Below are 17,107 nucleotides of genomic sequence, written 5' to 3'. Positions count from 1 at the left end.
TTGTCACCGAACTGCCACATTGAAGGCTTGTCCCCAATTGCTGTGGAACCGGTTGTGGACAACATGGTGGTACTCCCTTGCAGGCCGCGTCTGGCGTGGCTTTCAGGCTGTTGATCAAAAAGCGTACAGCATGGTTGGAAGGGCCGTCGGCCACCTTTGTCAACTGTTTTATCCACCGTGCCAATCCGTGTGACTGCCCCTGCTCATCCTGTGGATAAGTCTGTGAACAAGCCTTGGAAATACCTCGAGAAGTGGCGGATTTACTGGCCTTGCGCCTTTGGTCGTATGACCATGACTAACTACGCCAGGCGTTTGCATACGCAATACCCCTGGCCGGTCAAGCCAAAAAGTTCTAAAGACGTCTTTTCAGGCGTGCCATGAACTGATGATCGCAGTTCTACTTGCCCACAATCTCTGTGGAACTGCTTGTGGATAAGATGCTGGTAACCCGCCGCGGGCCCGTAGCCATAGGGGTTTGCCGGGCCTGATCGATTATTGATCAGTTGCACACACTTCATTCGCCGGGCATTCTGCAAAACCTCATCCCCAGTGGCGACGGTGCGAGCGGCCTGAGCATCAGGCGCCCATGCTGCGTGGCTACACCCTCAGGAGACCCCCATGACTTCAACGGTATTCATCACTGGCGCCACGTCCGGATTCGGCGAGGCCTGTGCCCGGCGTTTTGCCGAAGCAGGTTGGTCGTTGATCCTGACTGGCCGCCGCGAAGAGCGTCTGACAGCGCTGAGCGAAGAGCTGTCGGCAAAAACGCGGGTGCACCCGCTGGTGCTCGATGTGCGCGACCGCAAGGCCATGGAGGCTGCGATTGCCGGGCTGCCCGAGGAGTTCGCCACCATCAGTGGCCTGGTCAACAACGCCGGCCTGGCGCTGGGCGCCGATCCTGCGCCCAAGTGCGACCTGGACGATTGGGACACCATGGTCGATACCAACATCAAGGGCCTGATCTACGCCACGCGCCTGCTGCTGCCGCGCCTGATCGCCCACGGCAAGGGTGCCACCATCGTCAACCTGGGCTCCGTGGCTGGCAATTACCCCTATCCCGGCAGCCACGTGTACGGGGGCACCAAAGCCTTTGTCGGGCAGTTCTCGTTGAATCTGCGCTGTGATCTTCAGGGTACCGGCGTGCGCGTCACCAACCTGGAGCCCGGCATGTGCGAAAGCGAATTCTCGCTGGTGCGTTTCGGCGGCGACCAGGCGCGCTACGATGCCACCTATGCAGGCGCCAACCCGATCCAGCCCCAGGACATCGCCGAAACCATCTACTGGATTCTGACCCAGCCTGCGCACATCAACATCAACAGCCTGGAAGTGATGCCGGTCACGCAATCCTGGGCCGGCTTCGCGGTCGAGCGTCCTGGCAAGGCGTGATCGGCGCGAGCGTCAGGTGAGTGCCTGGAGGCCTTGATAGCAGGTCAGAAGGTGGTAAGGCGTGGTCGACGGCATGTCGGTGCGGCTGACCGCACCCTGGCCATCGCGGCACTCGTGCCAGCCGGCGGGGTGCAGAAAGCGCTCGCTCAGGACCCGCAACTGCTGGCCGACGTCGGTCCCGGGTTGCAGGGCCAGCGCCCGCAGGTATTCGGCCTGTGCCCAGATGCGTTGCGTGGCATCCAACACCTGGCCGTCGAGCTTGAGCATGGCCATGACCACGCCGTCCTGCACGCCTGTGCGTTGTGCGTAGGTGAAAGCGCGCTGCAGGGACTGGTGCAGCGCGCTGCCCTGCAGTAACGGTGAGGTCTGCACGAGAAACAGCCACTCGAACTGATGGCCCGGTTCGAACCAGTTATCCACAGCGCCGCGCGGCTTCTCCAGCATGATGCCGTGTTCGGGTTCCACGAAACGCGCCTGCATGGCCTCGCACAGGGCCAGCAGCGCCGCCTGGGCGGGCTTATCGTCACGCACGGCCACGGTTGCCAGGAAGCCTTCGGCCAAGTGCATCAAGGGGTTCTGCAAAGGGCCTGCGCCCTGATCGCTCCAGTCTTCCCCGAGCAGCGCTTCGTAGAGGCCGTCACCTGTGGAAAACCGCGTGGCGATCACTTCCAGGGCGGCGTTGAGCACCGATTCCACCAGCGGCTCGCGCACCTTGGCCCAGTAATGAGCACAGGCGAAGACGATGAAGGCGTGGGTATACAGGTCCTTGCGCCGATCCAGCGGTGCACCTCGCTCGTCGATGCTGTAGAACCAGCCGCCGTGCTCGGCATCATGGAAATGCCGTTGCAGGGAGCGGAACAGGGTGGCGGCGTGTTCGCGGGCACCGGGCTGGTCGATCAGACTGGAAAACACATACAGCTGACGAGCGCACGCCATGGCGCGATAGCGTTGCGCCGGCAACGGCTGGCCAGTGGCGTTCACCGCTTCGAACGGCAGGCCCAGTTCGGTGTTGAAGCCTGCGCCTTGCCACAGTGGCAGTACGATTTCGCGAAAGTGTGCTTGAGTGGCCGCCAGGGCGGCGTGCAGCGATGGGTCAGGCATTGGCGGGATCATCGGAGGCGTTTTGCGCGACATGGTAGCAGGTGTCGAGCAGGGCGCCTAAACGTCGGCCCCCCAGAGCAGGGGGGGCCATGCTGCAATCAGCCGACCAGCAGCCATGCGCCGGTCATGGCCGACAGGGCGCCTGCCACGCGCACCAGCGGCGCCGCGGCCTTGGGCAGGAACCGCACGACGGCATAGCCGGCGGCATGCAGTGCCGCGGTGGCCGCTACGAAGCCTGCGGCATAGGCAACCGGGCTGGACATGTCCGGCAGCTCCAGGCCGTGGGCCACGCCGTGAAACAGGGCGAACGCTGCGGTAGCGATCACGGCCAGGGCCAGAGGAGGTCGCACGGCCAGCGCCACGGCCAGGCCCAGCGCCAGCACCGAGGCGGCGATACCACTCTCCAGCGCCGGCAATTGCAGGCCGGCAAAGCCGAGCAGACCACCGATGAGCATGGTGCCGACGAACGCGCACGGCAGTGCCCAGCGCGCGGCGCCTTGCTGCTGCGCCGCCCACAGGCCGACGGCAAGCATCGCCAGCAGATGGTCGAGGCCGCCCAGGGGGTGACCGATGCCGGCCAGCAGGCCGTTGTCGCCGTGGCCCGGATGGGCGAAGGCCATGGCCGGTGTCAGCAGCAGGGCTGCACAGGTGAAAAGCGTCTTGAAGTTCATGCGCGTCTGTTCCTTATCGTCATGTTCACTGTAATGCAGGGCTAGGGTGCCGGTGGCTCAGGCGGCGTCGAGCAGTCCTTGGCGTTCGATGAAAGCAATGATCTGCTCCAGGCCCTGGCCGGTCTTCTGGTTGCTGAACACGAACGGCTTCTCGCCGCGCATGCGGCGGGTGTCGCCGTCCATCATCTCCAGCGACGCGCCTACCAATGGCGCCAGGTCGATCTTGTTGATCACCAGCAGATCGGACTTGCAGATGCCGGGGCCGCCTTTGCGCGGCAGCTTGTCGCCGGCGGACACATCGATCACGTAGATGGTCAGGTCCGACAGCTCCGGGCTGAAGGTGGCGGACAGGTTATCTCCACCCGATTCGACGAGAATCAGATCCAGGCCAGGAAAACGTCGATTGAGCTGGTCCACCGCTTCGAGGTTGATGGAGGCATCTTCACGGATGGCCGTGTGCGGGCAACCACCGGTTTCCACGCCGATGATGCGTTCCGGGGCGAGCGCTTCGTTACGCACCAGAAAGTCGGCGTCTTCGCGTGTGTAGATATCGTTGGTGACCACCGCCAGGTTGTAGCGCTCGCGCAGGGCCAGGCACAAGGCCAGGGTCAGGGCGGTCTTGCCGGAACCTACCGGGCCTCCGATACCGACACGCAGGGGTTGGGTATTCATCGCGATTCTCCTAGGAACGGAACAGACGGCTGTACTGGCGCTCATGGGCCATGCTCGTCAATGACAGGCCGAAGGCGGCGCTGCCGTAGTGTTGGGGATCCAGGTCGGTGGCAGCGAGCTGCGCCTGCTGCAGTGTCGGCAGCAGCTGTGTGGTGAGGCGTTGGGCGGCCTGCTGGCCCAGGGGCAGGGTTTTCATCAGCACCGCCAGCTGGTTTTCCAGCCAGCTCCACAACCAGGCGGCCAGCGCGTCCTGCGCCGGGATGTTCCAGGCGCGTGCGGCCAGCGCCCAGCCCAGGGCCAGGTGCGGTTCTTCGATCTGAGCCAGGTAGTGGCGGGCTGGGGCGTCCAGTTCGGCAAGGCCCAGCAACAGTTGCTTGAGCGAATAGCCCATTTGCCGGCTTTCCAGTTGCAGCTCGCGGGTTTCCCGGCTGGCGCGGTGTTCGGCGCACAGCTCGAGCAGTTGCCCCCAGTCCTCTTCGCCAGCGGCCACGCAATGGGCCAGCAGCAGGGGCGCCTCGAAACGTGCCAGGTTGAGCAGCAGTTGGTCGGCGATCCAGCGATGGGCGCTTTGCGCATCGTTCACCGCGCCGTTTTCCACGGCCATTTCCAGGCCCTGCGAATAGCTGTAGCCGCCAATTGGCAGCTGTGGGCTGGCCAGGCGCAGCAAGGCCCAGGCGTTGTTCACGTGCGCACGCCGAACTGATGCAGTTTGGGCGCGTAGTTGAAATCTTCTTCGCCGTGGCGTGAATGGTGGTGACCACCGCCGTAGGCACCGTGCTCGGGATGAAAGGGTGCGAGCAGGGGCTGGGTCTGTGCGCCAAGCTGTTCGAGCATGGCTTTGAGCACATAGTCATCGAGCAGGCGCAGCCAGCCGTCGCCGACTTGCAGGGCGACGTGGCGATTGCCCAGATGGTAGGCGGCGCGGGTCAGCTCGAAGGCGTTGCTGCAGGTGACGTGGAGCAAGGCCTCGGGGCGGGCGCATACGCGTACCACGCGGCCGTCTTCGGCCTGCAGGCATTCGCCGTCGTGCAGCGGCGGTTGGCCGCGTTCCAGAAACAGACCTACATCTTCACCTTCGGCACTGAAACAGCGCAGGCGACTTTTGCTGCGGGCTTCGAAGTTCAGATGGACTTCGGCCGCCCATTGGCTTGCGGGTGCAATTCGGCGATGGATAACCAGCATTGGAAGCATCCGTCTGAAGGGCAATGGCCAATGCAGAGCAAGTGTCTTGCCAACCCAGGGATCGAACCGGGAATCCAAAGGGGGCGCCTGCTTTCAGGGCGGATGAGTGCGCTTTAATGGTGCGCCGCCAAGGCGCGTGCACCACGGTGCGCCATCGACGCTACTGGGTCAGGCCTTTCCAGTACTTGGCGCCGATGAAGATGAAGCGCAGTTGTTGGCTGATTTTCGCTTCAGGCGTCAGGTGGGCGGGAAGATCGGCCGCAGGTGGGTCGATCAGTTCCGGAAGTGTGGCGAACACGGCCTTGACCACCAGGTCGGCCATGACCTGTAGCGAGGCGCTGCTCAGGTGCTGCCACTTGGGCATGGAGCCCAGGTCGGTGGCCAGGTCCGCGCTGATGGCCGCGCGCAACGTGGCAATCGCCTGACGCACGGGCAGGGAACCACCGTATTGTTCGCGAGCGAGGAACAGGAACTGCGGGCGATTGGCGGCCACGCCGTCGAGAAAGATGCGCACCGACGCAGCCGTGAGGCCGCCGACCACTATTTCATGGTGACGAACCAGGCGCAGGGTGGCGCGGAACGTGGCGTCGACTTCGTTGACCAGGGCCAGGCCGAGCTGATCCATGTCGTCGAAATGGCGGTAGAAACCGGTAGGCACGATGCCGGCAGCCTTGGCCACTTCGCGCAGGCTGATACTGCCGAAGCCTCGACCGGCCGCCATCAATTGGCGTGCGGCTTCGAGGAGGGCGAGGCGGGTCTGCTGTTTCTGTTCGGCGCGAGGCAACATCGACGGTGCTTCTATGAAGGGCAGCGAAGAACTCTAGCAAATAGACAGGCTGGGCGTCGAACCGAGAGGGCGGAGCGATAGGCTACAGCAAGGGTGGATCAGGTTGGATCGGCAAGCCCGGTCTGGGGAAACCGGGCTTTGTCGGAGACATCAGGCAACAGCCTCATGCGTTGGCTTGGTCTTGACGATCCAGCAGACGCTGCGAGCCGTTCTCGGCGAAGGTACCCTGTGGAGTGCGATCCGAACCGTCCTCAGCGAAGGTGGCCTGAGGGGTGCGGTCGGAGCCGTTCTCGGCAAAGGTGCCTTGTGGGGTGCGATCCGAACCATCTTCAGCGAAAGTGGCCTGAGGGGTGCGGTCGGAGCCGTTCTCGGCGAAGGTGCCTTGTGGGGTGCGATCCGAACCGTCTTCAGCGAAAGTGGCCTGAGGAGTGCGGTCGGAACCGTTCTCGGCTACGGCACCCTGTGGAGTGCGATCGGAGCCATCTTCGGCCAGGTAGGGCTGGCTGTAGCTGGCGGCGCTGGAGCGCAGCTCGGCGGAAACACTTTGATCCGCGGCGGGCATGGCGAAAGCATTGGCAGCAAGGACGGAAAGGGTCAGGGAAAGCAGTAATTGGCGTTTCATGATGTAGGCGCTCCTTGGGAGGGCAGTAATTGGGTACAGAGCCAATGCTACTCTTTGAAATTCGATAGAAAAGTTCATAAAGGCAATGGTAACAATCAACGAAAATGATGTTTTGTCGCGAGGCCTCTAGATCGAGGGTTTCAGTGCACCAGTGCGGTGTGTTTTCAGGTCCGAAGCACTGTCGTCGCGCGTCACCATCGGTAACGTTGATAATGAATACCGCATACGGCTTCTGCATTGGACGCGTTGCATCAGGCGTATCGCATGCACCGCCGACGCGGCTCGCGCCGCTGCTACAGGGGGTGGGCGCGGGTCGGCCTGAACCGCTGTCGGGGCAGACCGCGATCCCTGTAGCAGCGGCGCGAGCCGCGTCCGGGTTGATCGCATTGCATCGGGCGCACCGCATCCGCTGTTAAAGCGGCTCGCATCAGGGAGTGAAAAACCCAAAAACTAAACCCTCAAGGCGTTTATCAGTCCTACCCTTGTTAGGTAGCACCCCCTGTGCTCGCGGGAGCACGCAGTCTCAAGGAGCCCGCAATGACGCGCCCACGTAAAATCGTCGCCTGGACCCTGGGCAGCCTGTTGGTCCTGCTGGTGATATTGGTGGTGGTGATCGCCACCTTCGATTGGAATCGAATCAAGCCCACACTGAACGAAAAAGTATCCGAAGCGCTGCATCGTCCCTTCGCCATCAACGGTGACCTTGCCGTGCATTGGCAACGCGAAACGGACGAAGGTGGCTGGCGTGCCTGGGTGCCATGGCCGCGTTTCGTCGCGCAGGACATCACCCTGGGCAACCCCGACTGGTCACAGAAACCTCAGATGGCCAGCCTGCAGAAAGTCGAATTTCGCCTCTCGCCCTTGCCGCTACTGGCCCAGCGCGTGGTCATCCCGCGTATCGACCTGACCGGCCCCGATGTCGCTTTGCAGCGACTGGCCGACGGCCGTGCCAACTGGACTTTCCAGTTCGATGAAAAGGACCCTGACGCCGAGCCGTCCAAATGGGTCATGGACATCGGCGCCATCGGCTTCGACAAGGGCGTGGTGGCGTTCGACGACCAGACGCTCAAGACCTCGGTCAAGGTGTTGATCGATCCGCTGGGCAAACCCATCCCGTTCAGTGACATCGTCGGCAGCGGCGCGGCCAAGAAAGTCGCCGACCAGGGCGCCAGTGCGCAGGACTATGCATTCGGCTTCAAGGTCGATGGACGCTACAAAGGCTTGCCGCTGTCGGGCTCAGGCAAGATCGGCGGGCTGCTGGCGTTGCAGGATGCGTCTCGACCGTTTCCCGTGCAGGTCGACGTGCGTATCGCCGATACCCGGGCGGCGGTTGCCGGCACGCTGACCGACCCTCGCAACCTGGGAGCCCTGGACTTGCGCCTGCGTCTGAGCGGCAGCAGCCTGGGCAACCTGTATCCACTGACCGGCGTGACCCTGCCCGATTCCCCTGCGTACGAAACCGATGGGCACTTGCTGGTCAAGCTGCACGAGCCCAGTGGCGCATCGTTCCGCTACGAGGGCTTCAACGGCAAGATCGGCAACAGCGACATCCATGGCGATCTGGGGTTCGTGGCCAGTCAGCCCCGGCCCAAGTTGAGCGGCGCGCTGGTGTCGAACCAACTGCTGTTCGCGGACCTCAAGCCGTTGATCGGCGCCGACTCCAATGCCGAACAAAAGGCCCGGGGTGGGGCGAGCAAGCAACCGGCCGGCAAGGTCCTGCCGGTGGAGGAGTTCAAGACCGACCGCTGGCGCGCCATGGACGCCGATGTGGAATTCACCGGACGCAAGATCGTCCACAGCGAGGAATTGCCGTTCACGGACCTGTATACCCACGTGGTTCTGGACGACGGCAATCTGCGCCTCGAGCCCCTGCGCTTTGGCGTGGCGGGTGGCAAGTTGGACGCCCAGATCTCGCTGAACGGCCGTACCACGCCGTTGCAGGGTCGGGCCAAATTGACCGCGCGCGGGTTCCAGCTCAAGCAACTGTTTCCCACATTCGAACCCATGCGTACCAGCTTCGGTCAGCTCAACGGCGATGCCGACATTGCCGGCACTGGCAATTCGATAGCGGCCCTGTTGGGTTCGGCGGACGGCAACCTGAAGATGCTGGTCAATGACGGCGCGGTGAGCCGCGACCTGATGGAAATTGCCGGACTCAACGTGGGCAATTACCTGGTCGGCAAGATATTCGGCGACAAGGAAGTGGACATCAACTGCGCCGCCGCGTCGCTGGGCATCAAGAATGGCCTGGCCAGCACCGATCTGTTCGTCTTCGATACCGAGAACGCGATCATCTACATCGATGGCACCGTGAACTTCAAGCAGGAACAGCTGGATCTGAAGATTTCGCCGGAATCCAAGGGCTTCCGCCTATTGTCACTGCGCTCGCCCTTGTATGTCCGCGGCCCGTTCGCCAAGCCCAATGCCGGGGTACAAGCGGTGCCGTTGCTGTTGCGCGGTGCGGGCATGGTTGCCTTGGGCGCTACCATCGGGCCAGCGGCTGGGTTGCTCGCACTGGTCGCTCCCAGCGGCGGTGAGCCGAACCAATGTACGCCGCTGCTCGAGCAGATGAAGTCGGGCAAGGCACCGAAGACCGTGCCGGGGTCTTGAGCCGTTTCTGTGGGAGCGGTCATCGGCCGCGAAATGGGCGCTGCGGTGTGTCAGTTGAACCGGGTGGCCTTTTCGCGGCCACGGACCGCTCCCACGGGTTTTGGGAGCAACTGTAGGAGCGGTCATCGGCCGCGAATTGGGCGCTGCGGTGTGTCAGTTGCATCGGGTCGTGTTTTTCGCGGCCACGGACCGCTCCCACGGGTTTTGGGAGCAACTGTAGGAGCGGTCATCGGCCGCGAAACGGGCGCTGCGGTGTGTCAGTTGAATCGGGTCGTGTTTTTCGCGGCTACGTACCGCTCCCACGGGGTCCAGGCAAAATGACCGGGCACAAAAAAGCCAGAACCTGAGTTCTGGCTTGGGGCCTGCGACTGACGATTACAGCGCGTTGTAAATGTCGGCCATGTCGTCGGCGTGTTCTTCTTCCTGGGCCAGGATGTCTTCGAAGATGCGGCGAGTGGTAGGATCCTTGTCGCCGATGTACTGGATGATTTCACGGTAGCTGTCGATAGCGATCCGCTCCGCCACCAGGTCTTCGTAGACCATTTCCTTGAGCGTGTTGCCTGCCACGTATTGTGCGTGGGAGTTCTTGCTCAGCAGGTCAGGGTTGAATTCCGGCTCGCCACCCAGCTGCACGATGCGCTCGGCCAGCTTGTCGGCGTGTTCGGCTTCCTGCTCGGCGTGCTCAAGGAATTCGTCGGCCGCAATGCTGGCCTTCAGGCCACTGGCCATGAAGTAGTGGCGCTTGTAGCGCAACACGCAGACCAGCTCTGTGGCCAGCGAGCCATTGAGCAGTTTGATGATCTCTTCGCGGTCGGCGTTGTAGCCTTCAGTGACGGCGCCTTGATCGACGTTCTGACGTGCGCGGGCACGCAGGTCTTGTACGGATGTCAGTTGGGAAGTTTCGAGATTCAGCATGTCTATCTCCAGCTATACGGTTTGAGCCGTCGCGCTCTGTTGTTCCGAATTCGGAACCCGGCGGGATCGGTGCAGATGCGTCATTGCATGAATGTCGCTACAGGAATGTGAGTGGCGGCGGCGACGAAAAGTTTTATTACAAATGGCCTGGGGAGGGCCTTTCGTCAGCCGCCTGAAGCAGGCTTACGGCGCGGTTTCGTTCAGCTTGCGCTGCTCGCAGGTCATGAAGCCTTTGGTAGCAACACGGCCCGAGCTGTCGAAGCTCACGTAGTAAGGCTGCTGATGGCCTTCACGGGTCAGGATGTAGTTGTTGCAGGTGCCGTACATCGAGTTGGCAGTGCCGGCCACTACGGTCGAAGGCGTGCCGCCAATGGCCAGGACCTGTTGCATGGTCATGCCTTTCTCGACCTGCTTGACCAGAGGCGCGTCGCGGTAGGTCACGAAGTCCACCGGGTTCTGCACGGTGGTGTTCGACGAACAGCCGGCCAGCGAGGCGATGACGCACAGTGCTGCCAAGGATTGCTTGTACATGGGGAGTCGCTCCTTCGATGGGCCGTGAGTGGCCCCGTGCAGCTTTGGAGCGCCGTGGCAGGGCGTTAGTTCTGAAATTTTTTGCCCGTTCCCGTGTTGGCCAGACCCTGCACAAGTGGTCTGCGCCGGAAAACAAATGACGCAATTTCCCCGTGGGTCGGCATGTGTTCGCCTACTGGCCCTTCGCTCGCAACGCTGGCAGACTGCCTGTCCTTTCGAATCGCTCGCTTCTGAGGCTTTATGCCCATGTTCTCTTCGCGTCAAGTGCTGATCGCCAGCTGGATTCTGGTGTTCGGCGGCCTCCTGCTGGTCTTGCCGATGCGCTTGCTGCCCAGCCTGCTGGCCGGCCTGCTGGTCTTCGAACTGGTGAACATGCTGACGCCGCAACTGGAACGACTGATTGCCGGGCGGCGTGCGCGCTGGGTGGCAGTGGCGCTGTTGGGCACCCTGGTGGTCAGTAGCCTGGCGCTGCTGTTCGCAGGCGTCATCAGCTTCGTTCTGCACGAAGCGGAAAACCCAGGCGCTTCGCTGAACAAGTTCATGGGTGTGGTCGATCGGGCGCGCGGCCAACTGCCGCCTTTTATCGATGCCTACCTGCCAGCCAGCGCTGCCGAATTTCGGGTGGCCATCAGTGGCTGGCTGAGCAAGCACTTGAGTGATCTGCAACTGGTCGGCAAGGATGCGGCGCACATGTTCGTGACCTTGCTGATCGGCATGGTGCTGGGCGCAATCATCGCGCTGCAGGCGATCCCCGATCCTGACCGGCGCAAGCCCCTGGCAGCGGCGCTGTTCGATCGCCTGTCACTGTTGGTGCGGGCCTTTCGCAACATCGTTTTCGCGCAGATCAAGATCTCGCTGCTGAACACCTTCTTCACCGCCATTTTCCTGGCCGTGGTGCTGCCACTGTGCGGGATCAAGCTGCCGCTGACCAAGACCCTGATCGTGCTGACCTTCCTGCTCGGGCTGTTGCCAGTGATCGGCAACCTGATCTCGAACACCTTGATCACCATCGTCGGGCTGTCGCTGTCGATTTGGGTGGCGATGGCGGCGCTGGGTTATCTGATACTCATCCACAAGGTCGAGTACTTCCTGAACGCCCGGATCGTCGGTGGGCAGATCAGTGCCAAGTCGTGGGAGCTGCTGCTGGCGATGCTGATCTTCGAGGCGGCGTTCGGCCTGCCCGGGGTGGTGGCGGGACCGATCTACTATGCGTATCTGAAGAGTGAGTTGAGGCAGGCTCAGTTGGTGTAGGGCTTACTGGCCTCTTCGCGGGCAGAGCCCGCTCCCACAGGTATTGTGGGAGCGGGGCGGGCGGCGAGCGCTCTGCCCGCGAAGAGGCCAGCCCTGCCTTTAAGGCCAGCCCTGCCTTTATTGTGGGAGCGGGCTCTGCCCGCGAAGAGGCCGAGCCTGCCTTACTCCGTGCCGTAGCGCTTGCGCGCCTCGATGGCCAGGCCGCTGCCGATGCTGCCGAAGATGTTGCCTTCAACATGCCGCGCATTCGGCAGCATTGCCGCCACGCTGTTGCGCAGGGCCGGAATGCCGCTCGAACCGCCGGTGAAGAACACCGTGTCGACCTGCTCCACGCCCACACCCGCCTTGTTCAGCAACTCGCCGACACTGCCGCGCACGCGTTCCAGCAGGTTATCGATGGCCGCCTCGAACAGGGCACGGGTCAACTCCACGCTCAGGCCCGGCTCGATGCGATCCAGCGCGACAAGGCGGCTGGCAGCTTCGGTCAGTTGGATCTTGGTCTCCTCGACCTCCATCGCCAGCCAATGCCCGGCTTTCTCTTCGATCAGCTTGAACAGCCGGTCGATGCCGTCCGTGTCCTGGATGTCGTAGCGCATGCTGCCCAGGGCCAGTTGCGACTTTTGCAGGTACACCGAGTTGATGGTGTGCCAGGTCGCCAGGTTCATGTGGTGGCTGGTCGGCATGAAGGCGCCGCTCTTCATGCGGCTGCCATAGCCGAACAGCGGCATGACGCCCTGCAGGCTCAGCTGCTTGTCGAAGTCGGTCCCGCCGATGTGGACGCCACCGGTGGCCAGGATGTCCTCAGAGCGGTCATCCAGTCCGCGCCGCTCGGGCGCCAGGCGTACCAGAGAAAAGTCGGACGTACCACCGCCGATGTCGACGATCAGCACCAGCTCTTCGCGCTCGATGGTGGACTCGTAATCGAAGGCGGCCGCGATGGGTTCGAACTGGAACGACACGTCCTTGAAACCGATTTTTTTCGCCACCTCAGCCAAGGTGTCTTCGGCCTCCTGGTCGGCGGCCGCGTCGTCGTCGACGAAATGCACCGGGCGTCCCAGTACGACCTGGTCGAAGGCGCGCCCGGCGTTGGCTTCGGCACGCTGCTTGAGCTCGCCGATGAACAGCCCGAGCAGGTCCTTGAACGGCATCGCCGTGCCCAGCACGCTGGTGTCGTGCTTGATCAGCTTGGAGCCCAGCAGGCTCTTGAGCGAGCGCATCAGACGGCCTTCGTAGCCTTCCAGGTATTCGTGCAGGGCCAGGCGGCCGTACACGGGGCGACGCTCTTCGAAGTTGAAGAAGATCACCGAAGGCAGGGTAATCTTGCCGTCTTCCAGCGCAATCAACGTCTCGCTGCCCGGGCGGTGCCAGCCGACAGTGGAGTTGGAGGTGCCGAAGTCGATGCCGCAGGCGCGGGCCGGGGATGCGTTTTTCATGGCAAGGCAGTCTGTTCAAAAAACGGCCGCGCAGTGTATGCCAGTTGCGTACAGAATCAAGCGCCGCGGCTGTCTTGAAAGTGCGCCGGCGGCCCCAACCTTCTAGCCATCGACCGTGCTGTACAACTCACTGTTCACATCCAGTGGCCTGCAGCCGATAAACTTCCCATGCGTTGCCGAGTCCGACCAGTAGGCGCGGGCGGCGCGCATTCGCTCATTGATGGTGATGCTTAGATGGATTTCAAAGACTACTACAAGATTCTGGGCGTCGAGCCGACGGCGGACGAGAAGGCGATCAAGACCGCCTACCGCAAGCTTGCGCGTAAATATCACCCTGACGTCAGCAAGGAAAAGGACGCCGAGGACAAGTTCAAGGAGGCCAGCGAGGCCTACGAAGCGCTGAGCAATGCCGACAAGCGCGCCGAGTATGACGAGCTGCGCAAATACGGCCAGCATGGCCGGCCCTTCCAGGGGCCGCCGGGTTGGCAGGGGCGTGGCGGCGGTGGTTTTCACGATGAAAGCGCCGGCGACTTCTCCGACTTCTTCAGCACCATCTTCGGCAATGGCGGTGGTCGCGGTGGGCCAGGCGAGAGCCCGTTCGGTCGCGGCGGTCAGCGCAGTGCTGCGCGCAAAGGCCAGGACGTGGAAATGGAGCTGGCGGTGTCGCTCGAGGAAACGCTGGCCGACGAATCGAAGAAAATCAGTTTCAAGGTGCCGCAGTACAACGCCGGTGGCCAGCGTCTGACCGATGTGGTCAAGAACCTCAACGTGAAGATTCCCAACGGGGTCGTCGATGGCGAGCGTATCCGCCTCAAGGGCCAGGGCGCACCTGGCGTGGCGGGTGGCGCCAGCGGCGATCTGTTCCTGACGTTGCGCCTGGCCGCGCATCCGCTGTTCGAGGTGGACGGTCACGACTTGATCATTCAGGTGCCATTGGCCCCTTGGGAAGTGGCGTTGGGCACCAAGGTTGCCGTGCCCACGCTGACCGGCCGGATCAACCTGACGATCCGTCCGGACAGCCAGAACGGCCAGCGTCTGCGCGTCAAGGGCATGGGCCTGAAGAACAAGCAGGGCGGACGAGGCGACGCGTTCGCCCAGCTCAAGGTGGTGATGCCGCCAGCGGCCGACGAGGCCACTCGGCAGGCCTGGGAAACCCTGGCCAAGCACGCCGAATTCGACCCGCGTCAGAACTGGGGGCGCTGATACCGCCAGGCCCCGATACCGCTAGACCCTGCTACTTCTAGACACTGCCACCGCTAGACATTGGTGCCAGTATTCTTGCTGGACGCTGGCATCTTCAGGCTGATATCGCCCCGAACCGGTATCAGGTCCGGGGCCAGCACCTCACCGGTATCGATGCCGAAACGTAACGGCTGATCGCTGTCCACCAACTTGACCCGCAGGCTGGGCGTGCCGGTCAGACCCGCCAGCCCGGGAGTGCGGCTGTAGTGGTTGGCCAGGGTCTGGTCGGTCAGTGCCAGCCATTTTTCATCGGGTTTCAGGCTCTGCAACGCTTCGATGCGCTTGTAGGCATAGTAGACACGCAGGCGTTGTTGCAGGTGCGGGGAGGAATTGCTCAAGCCGTCGCTGGACAGGCTGGCAGCGCAATCCAGCGCTCGGACGTTGATGCCCTGGCGCCGCGCTTCTACCAGTACCTGGCGCAGGGTGTAGCGGCCACCGTCCAGGCGGGTGCCTCGGTTGTGCAGGTCGCGCAGCGTCTTTTCCAGGTCGCGGCCCAGTATGCCCGTCTTCTGAAACTGATCGAGCAGGTCCTGGTGCAGGTCCTTGAGCAGCCCCTGGACGTACAGCGTCTTGACCTGTTGGGCCTTGAGCGTGGACATGTACTTGATCAACAGCTGGCAGCTGCCGACGGCATTCCTGGCTTCGTTGACCACCAGCCCGGTGTTGCTGGCATACACCTGAGTGAAAAACTCCTTGGGCGTCATGGTGCTGCTCAAGGCCGGCAGGCGCGGACTGCGCTGTGGGACGGAGCTGAGGAAGAACGCTTCGGCCTTGGCACCCAGGGCCGTACGCAGCTCGATCAACTGCGAACGCGCGGTGCGCAGGACGCTGTCGATGGGGCCGGTCATCAGTTGATGCGCACCCGGCTTGATCAGCATTGCGGTGATGTCGCGAAACCCCGGTGCCGTATCGAAGGCGGCCAGGGTATCGGTGCTGACGGTGGGGCTGCCGGGCGCGGTCAACGTGAACAGCTCCCAGCGGCCCTTCCAGTCTCGCTGCACCGGAAAACTGCCCTGGATCTGCAGCGGCGCAACGGGATCGACGATCACCCAGCGTTCCAGCGCCTCGATGTAGGTGACCTGGAAGACCTTGCCGTCGAGGCGAATGTAATGGTCGCCCTCGGGGTTGGTGAACACGCCCTGGTAGATACCTGTCCCTTCCGGCAAGTCGGACAGATTCTCGTCGAGTGCAATGGCATCGAGCTGCGAGTTGCCTGGCACGACGCGGTCGATCTGCGCCAGATTCCCGGCCTCCAGATCCAGGGCTGCCCCCAGTTCTTCGAAGTTGCCGAGGTGTACCACGGTCTCGTTACTCACCCCGCGCAGCAACGGCATGTCCAGAAGGATATTCAGCGCGTCCAGGATTGCCGCCCTGAATGCACTTTGCCGCTCACGTGGCGTGGAACCACGCACAGCTCTGGCCAGGTGGGCGCCGAAGGCAACCGAGCCGGCCGCCACCGCCACCAGCGCTACCACCGAGTCGGCCGGTGCCAGGGGCGTGACGATGCGCATGAAGGCTTCCAGGTCGACCAGGAACAATTCCTTGCGCAGCTCGTGATTGCTGCTCAACAGTTGTTTGGCATCGAGCTTGAGACGGTTGCGCACTGAGTCGAAGAGGAAGCTGAAAGCATCCTTTTCGATGGTCACGGCAGCACCGTTGAGCAGGCGCTGCCCCGCTTGCCAAGGCGTGGTGCGGATGCGTTCCAGTGTCGCCAGCAACAGCGTGCGCGGCGGTACGCTCGACTCCCCGGGGGTATCGAAATGGGCGATGAGTCGTTCGCGCTGCTGCTCCTGTGCGGCTGTCTCGGCGACCCATTCGTACAGGTGCTGTTCACTGTGGAAGGTTCTGAACCAACCGGCCGGCATGTAGAGGATTTCCGGGCCCTCACCAGTGGTAATGCGCAGTATGTCGAACGAAGTCAGGTCGCCGAGCGTGAAGCTCTTGACCGTGGTCAAGGTGCGGCTCTTGTGCAGTTTCTTCAGGTCTTCCAGGGTAGGCGGGCCTGCGACCGGTCCGACGAATGCATCGAACACCAGGATCAGTTCCTTGGCGTTCAGCGCGCCGGAGTTGTAGGCATTCCAGACAAAGCTGAAGAACAGGATCTTGATCAGCACGCGGCCGTCATCGGCATAGTCGCGCAGAAAAATACCCAGGCGCTTCTGATAGTGGGCCGAGAAATCCGTGGCCCAGAATTCCCGCATGATCCACGAAGGAGCCAGCGGCACTTCGTTGGTCTCGTTGTAGATGTCGGCCTGCTGCACGGTATAGAACCCGGACATCTGATCGAGCAGGTCGAAGTTCACCTGGTAGAACGTCTTGAATCGGCGCAGCACCAGCTCGGTGACGGTCAGCGTCTGCTTGGGCCTGCCCATGTGCTGCTGGCCGGTGTGGGCCCGCGGGTTGTTCTGGGCATTGTCGAAGTCGTGCCAGTAGACCTTGTCCGGATCCAGATCGAGGTCGGTATGGAACTTGAGCAGCTTGATACCCCAATCCCGTGCGCACTCGCGCAGGTCGGGGAAGTTCTCGTAGTAACGGTCGGCGATGGCGCTGACGTTTTCAGCGGATAGCGCAGTGGTGACGGGCATGGTGCAGCTCCTGTATCGATGGGAGCTACACCTTAGGGAATCCGCCATGAATCAGCGGGTTACATAGTTAGGCGCGGTTGGGGCAGGGCGGTCCTGTCAGAGAAGTCCTTTCAAATCCG

General features: G+C 62.6%; 15 protein-coding genes. 4 read left to right on the top strand and 11 right to left on the bottom strand.

The window, feature by feature from the left end; translation table 11 throughout:
• Window positions 1-618: 618 nt before the first annotated feature.
• Window positions 619-1,386: an SDR family oxidoreductase gene (locus LT40_RS13660; RefSeq protein ID WP_043191097.1), complete on the top strand. Its 768-nt coding sequence runs from the start codon at window positions 619-621 to the stop codon at window positions 1,384-1,386.
• A 12-nt stretch (window positions 1,387-1,398) separates the two neighbouring features.
• On the opposite strand, the gene LT40_RS13655 is transcribed toward LT40_RS13660, so the two are convergent.
• The 7 genes from LT40_RS13655 to LT40_RS13625 all read right to left on the bottom strand — a co-directional run bounded on the left by LT40_RS13655 (window position 1,399) and on the right by LT40_RS13625 (window position 6,421).
• The gene (locus LT40_RS13655; RefSeq protein WP_043191095.1) at window positions 1,399-2,487 is read right to left on the bottom strand and encodes an AGE family epimerase/isomerase; all 1,089 of its coding nucleotides are present in this window, start codon (window positions 2,485-2,487) and stop codon (window positions 1,399-1,401) included.
• 98 nt (window positions 2,488-2,585) lie between these two features.
• On the bottom strand, window positions 2,586-3,158 hold the full coding sequence (locus tag LT40_RS13650) for a HupE/UreJ family protein (RefSeq protein WP_043191092.1): 573 nt from the start codon (window positions 3,156-3,158) through the stop codon (window positions 2,586-2,588).
• Between the two features lie 57 nt (window positions 3,159-3,215).
• Window positions 3,216-3,830 (bottom strand): urease accessory protein UreG, encoded by a 615-nt coding sequence (gene ureG, locus LT40_RS13645; RefSeq protein WP_043191090.1) that lies wholly within the window; start codon window positions 3,828-3,830, stop codon window positions 3,216-3,218.
• A gap of 10 nt (window positions 3,831-3,840) precedes the next feature.
• Complete coding sequence (locus LT40_RS13640) at window positions 3,841-4,515, bottom strand: urease accessory protein UreF (protein WP_043191087.1); 675 nt, start codon at window positions 4,513-4,515, stop codon at window positions 3,841-3,843.
• Entirely contained in the window at window positions 4,512-5,012 is a 501-nt protein-coding gene (ureE, locus tag LT40_RS13635; protein WP_043191085.1) for an urease accessory protein UreE, read from the bottom strand. The genes LT40_RS13640 and ureE overlap by 4 nt, the downstream gene beginning before the upstream one ends.
• A gap of 160 nt (window positions 5,013-5,172) precedes the next feature.
• Window positions 5,173-5,799, bottom strand: a complete 627-nt coding sequence (locus LT40_RS13630) for a TetR family transcriptional regulator (protein WP_043191083.1) — start codon at window positions 5,797-5,799, stop codon at window positions 5,173-5,175.
• Between the two features lie 163 nt (window positions 5,800-5,962).
• Window positions 5,963-6,421, bottom strand: coding sequence for a hypothetical protein (locus tag LT40_RS13625; RefSeq protein WP_043191081.1), 459 nt, complete (start codon window positions 6,419-6,421; stop codon window positions 5,963-5,965).
• 537 nt (window positions 6,422-6,958) lie between these two features.
• Between LT40_RS13625 and LT40_RS13620 the strand changes: the two genes are divergently transcribed.
• Window positions 6,959-9,031, top strand: coding sequence for an AsmA family protein (locus tag LT40_RS13620; protein WP_043191079.1), 2,073 nt, complete (start codon window positions 6,959-6,961; stop codon window positions 9,029-9,031).
• A gap of 375 nt (window positions 9,032-9,406) precedes the next feature.
• Here the strand turns inward: LT40_RS13620 and LT40_RS13615 are convergent, their stop codons facing one another.
• Together LT40_RS13615 and osmE are read right to left on the bottom strand one after the other, a co-directional pair.
• Entirely contained in the window at window positions 9,407-9,946 is a 540-nt protein-coding gene (locus LT40_RS13615) for a ferritin-like domain-containing protein (RefSeq protein WP_043191077.1), read from the bottom strand.
• Window positions 9,947-10,129: 183 nt separating this feature from the next.
• Window positions 10,130-10,477: an osmotically-inducible lipoprotein OsmE gene (osmE, locus tag LT40_RS13610; RefSeq protein WP_043191075.1), complete on the bottom strand. Its 348-nt coding sequence runs from the start codon at window positions 10,475-10,477 to the stop codon at window positions 10,130-10,132.
• Window positions 10,478-10,717: 240 nt separating this feature from the next.
• Between osmE and LT40_RS13605 the strand changes: the two genes are divergently transcribed.
• Window positions 10,718-11,728 carry an AI-2E family transporter gene (locus LT40_RS13605; protein ID WP_043191073.1) on the top strand — a complete coding sequence of 337 codons (1,011 nt, stop codon included), beginning with the start codon at window positions 10,718-10,720 and terminating at the stop codon, window positions 11,726-11,728.
• 161 nt (window positions 11,729-11,889) lie between these two features.
• Here LT40_RS13605 and LT40_RS13600 read toward each other — a convergent pair whose 3' ends face one another.
• Window positions 11,890-13,161, bottom strand: coding sequence for an Hsp70 family protein (locus LT40_RS13600; RefSeq protein WP_043191071.1), 1,272 nt, complete (start codon window positions 13,159-13,161; stop codon window positions 11,890-11,892).
• A 234-nt stretch (window positions 13,162-13,395) separates the two neighbouring features.
• On the opposite strand from LT40_RS13600, the gene LT40_RS13595 reads away from it, so the two are divergent.
• On the top strand, window positions 13,396-14,364 hold the full coding sequence (locus LT40_RS13595; protein ID WP_043191069.1) for a DnaJ C-terminal domain-containing protein: 969 nt from the start codon (window positions 13,396-13,398) through the stop codon (window positions 14,362-14,364).
• Window positions 14,365-14,417: 53 nt separating this feature from the next.
• On the opposite strand, the gene LT40_RS13590 is transcribed toward LT40_RS13595, so the two are convergent.
• Entirely contained in the window at window positions 14,418-16,988 is a 2,571-nt protein-coding gene (locus tag LT40_RS13590; protein WP_043191066.1) for a membrane-targeted effector domain-containing toxin, read from the bottom strand.
• Window positions 16,989-17,107 lie beyond the last annotated feature (119 nt).

This window comes from Pseudomonas rhizosphaerae (genome assembly GCF_000761155.1).
Classification (GTDB): Bacteria; Pseudomonadota; Gammaproteobacteria; order Pseudomonadales; family Pseudomonadaceae; genus Aquipseudomonas; species Aquipseudomonas rhizosphaerae.
This window is presented reverse-complemented; position numbering and strand designations above follow the sequence as displayed.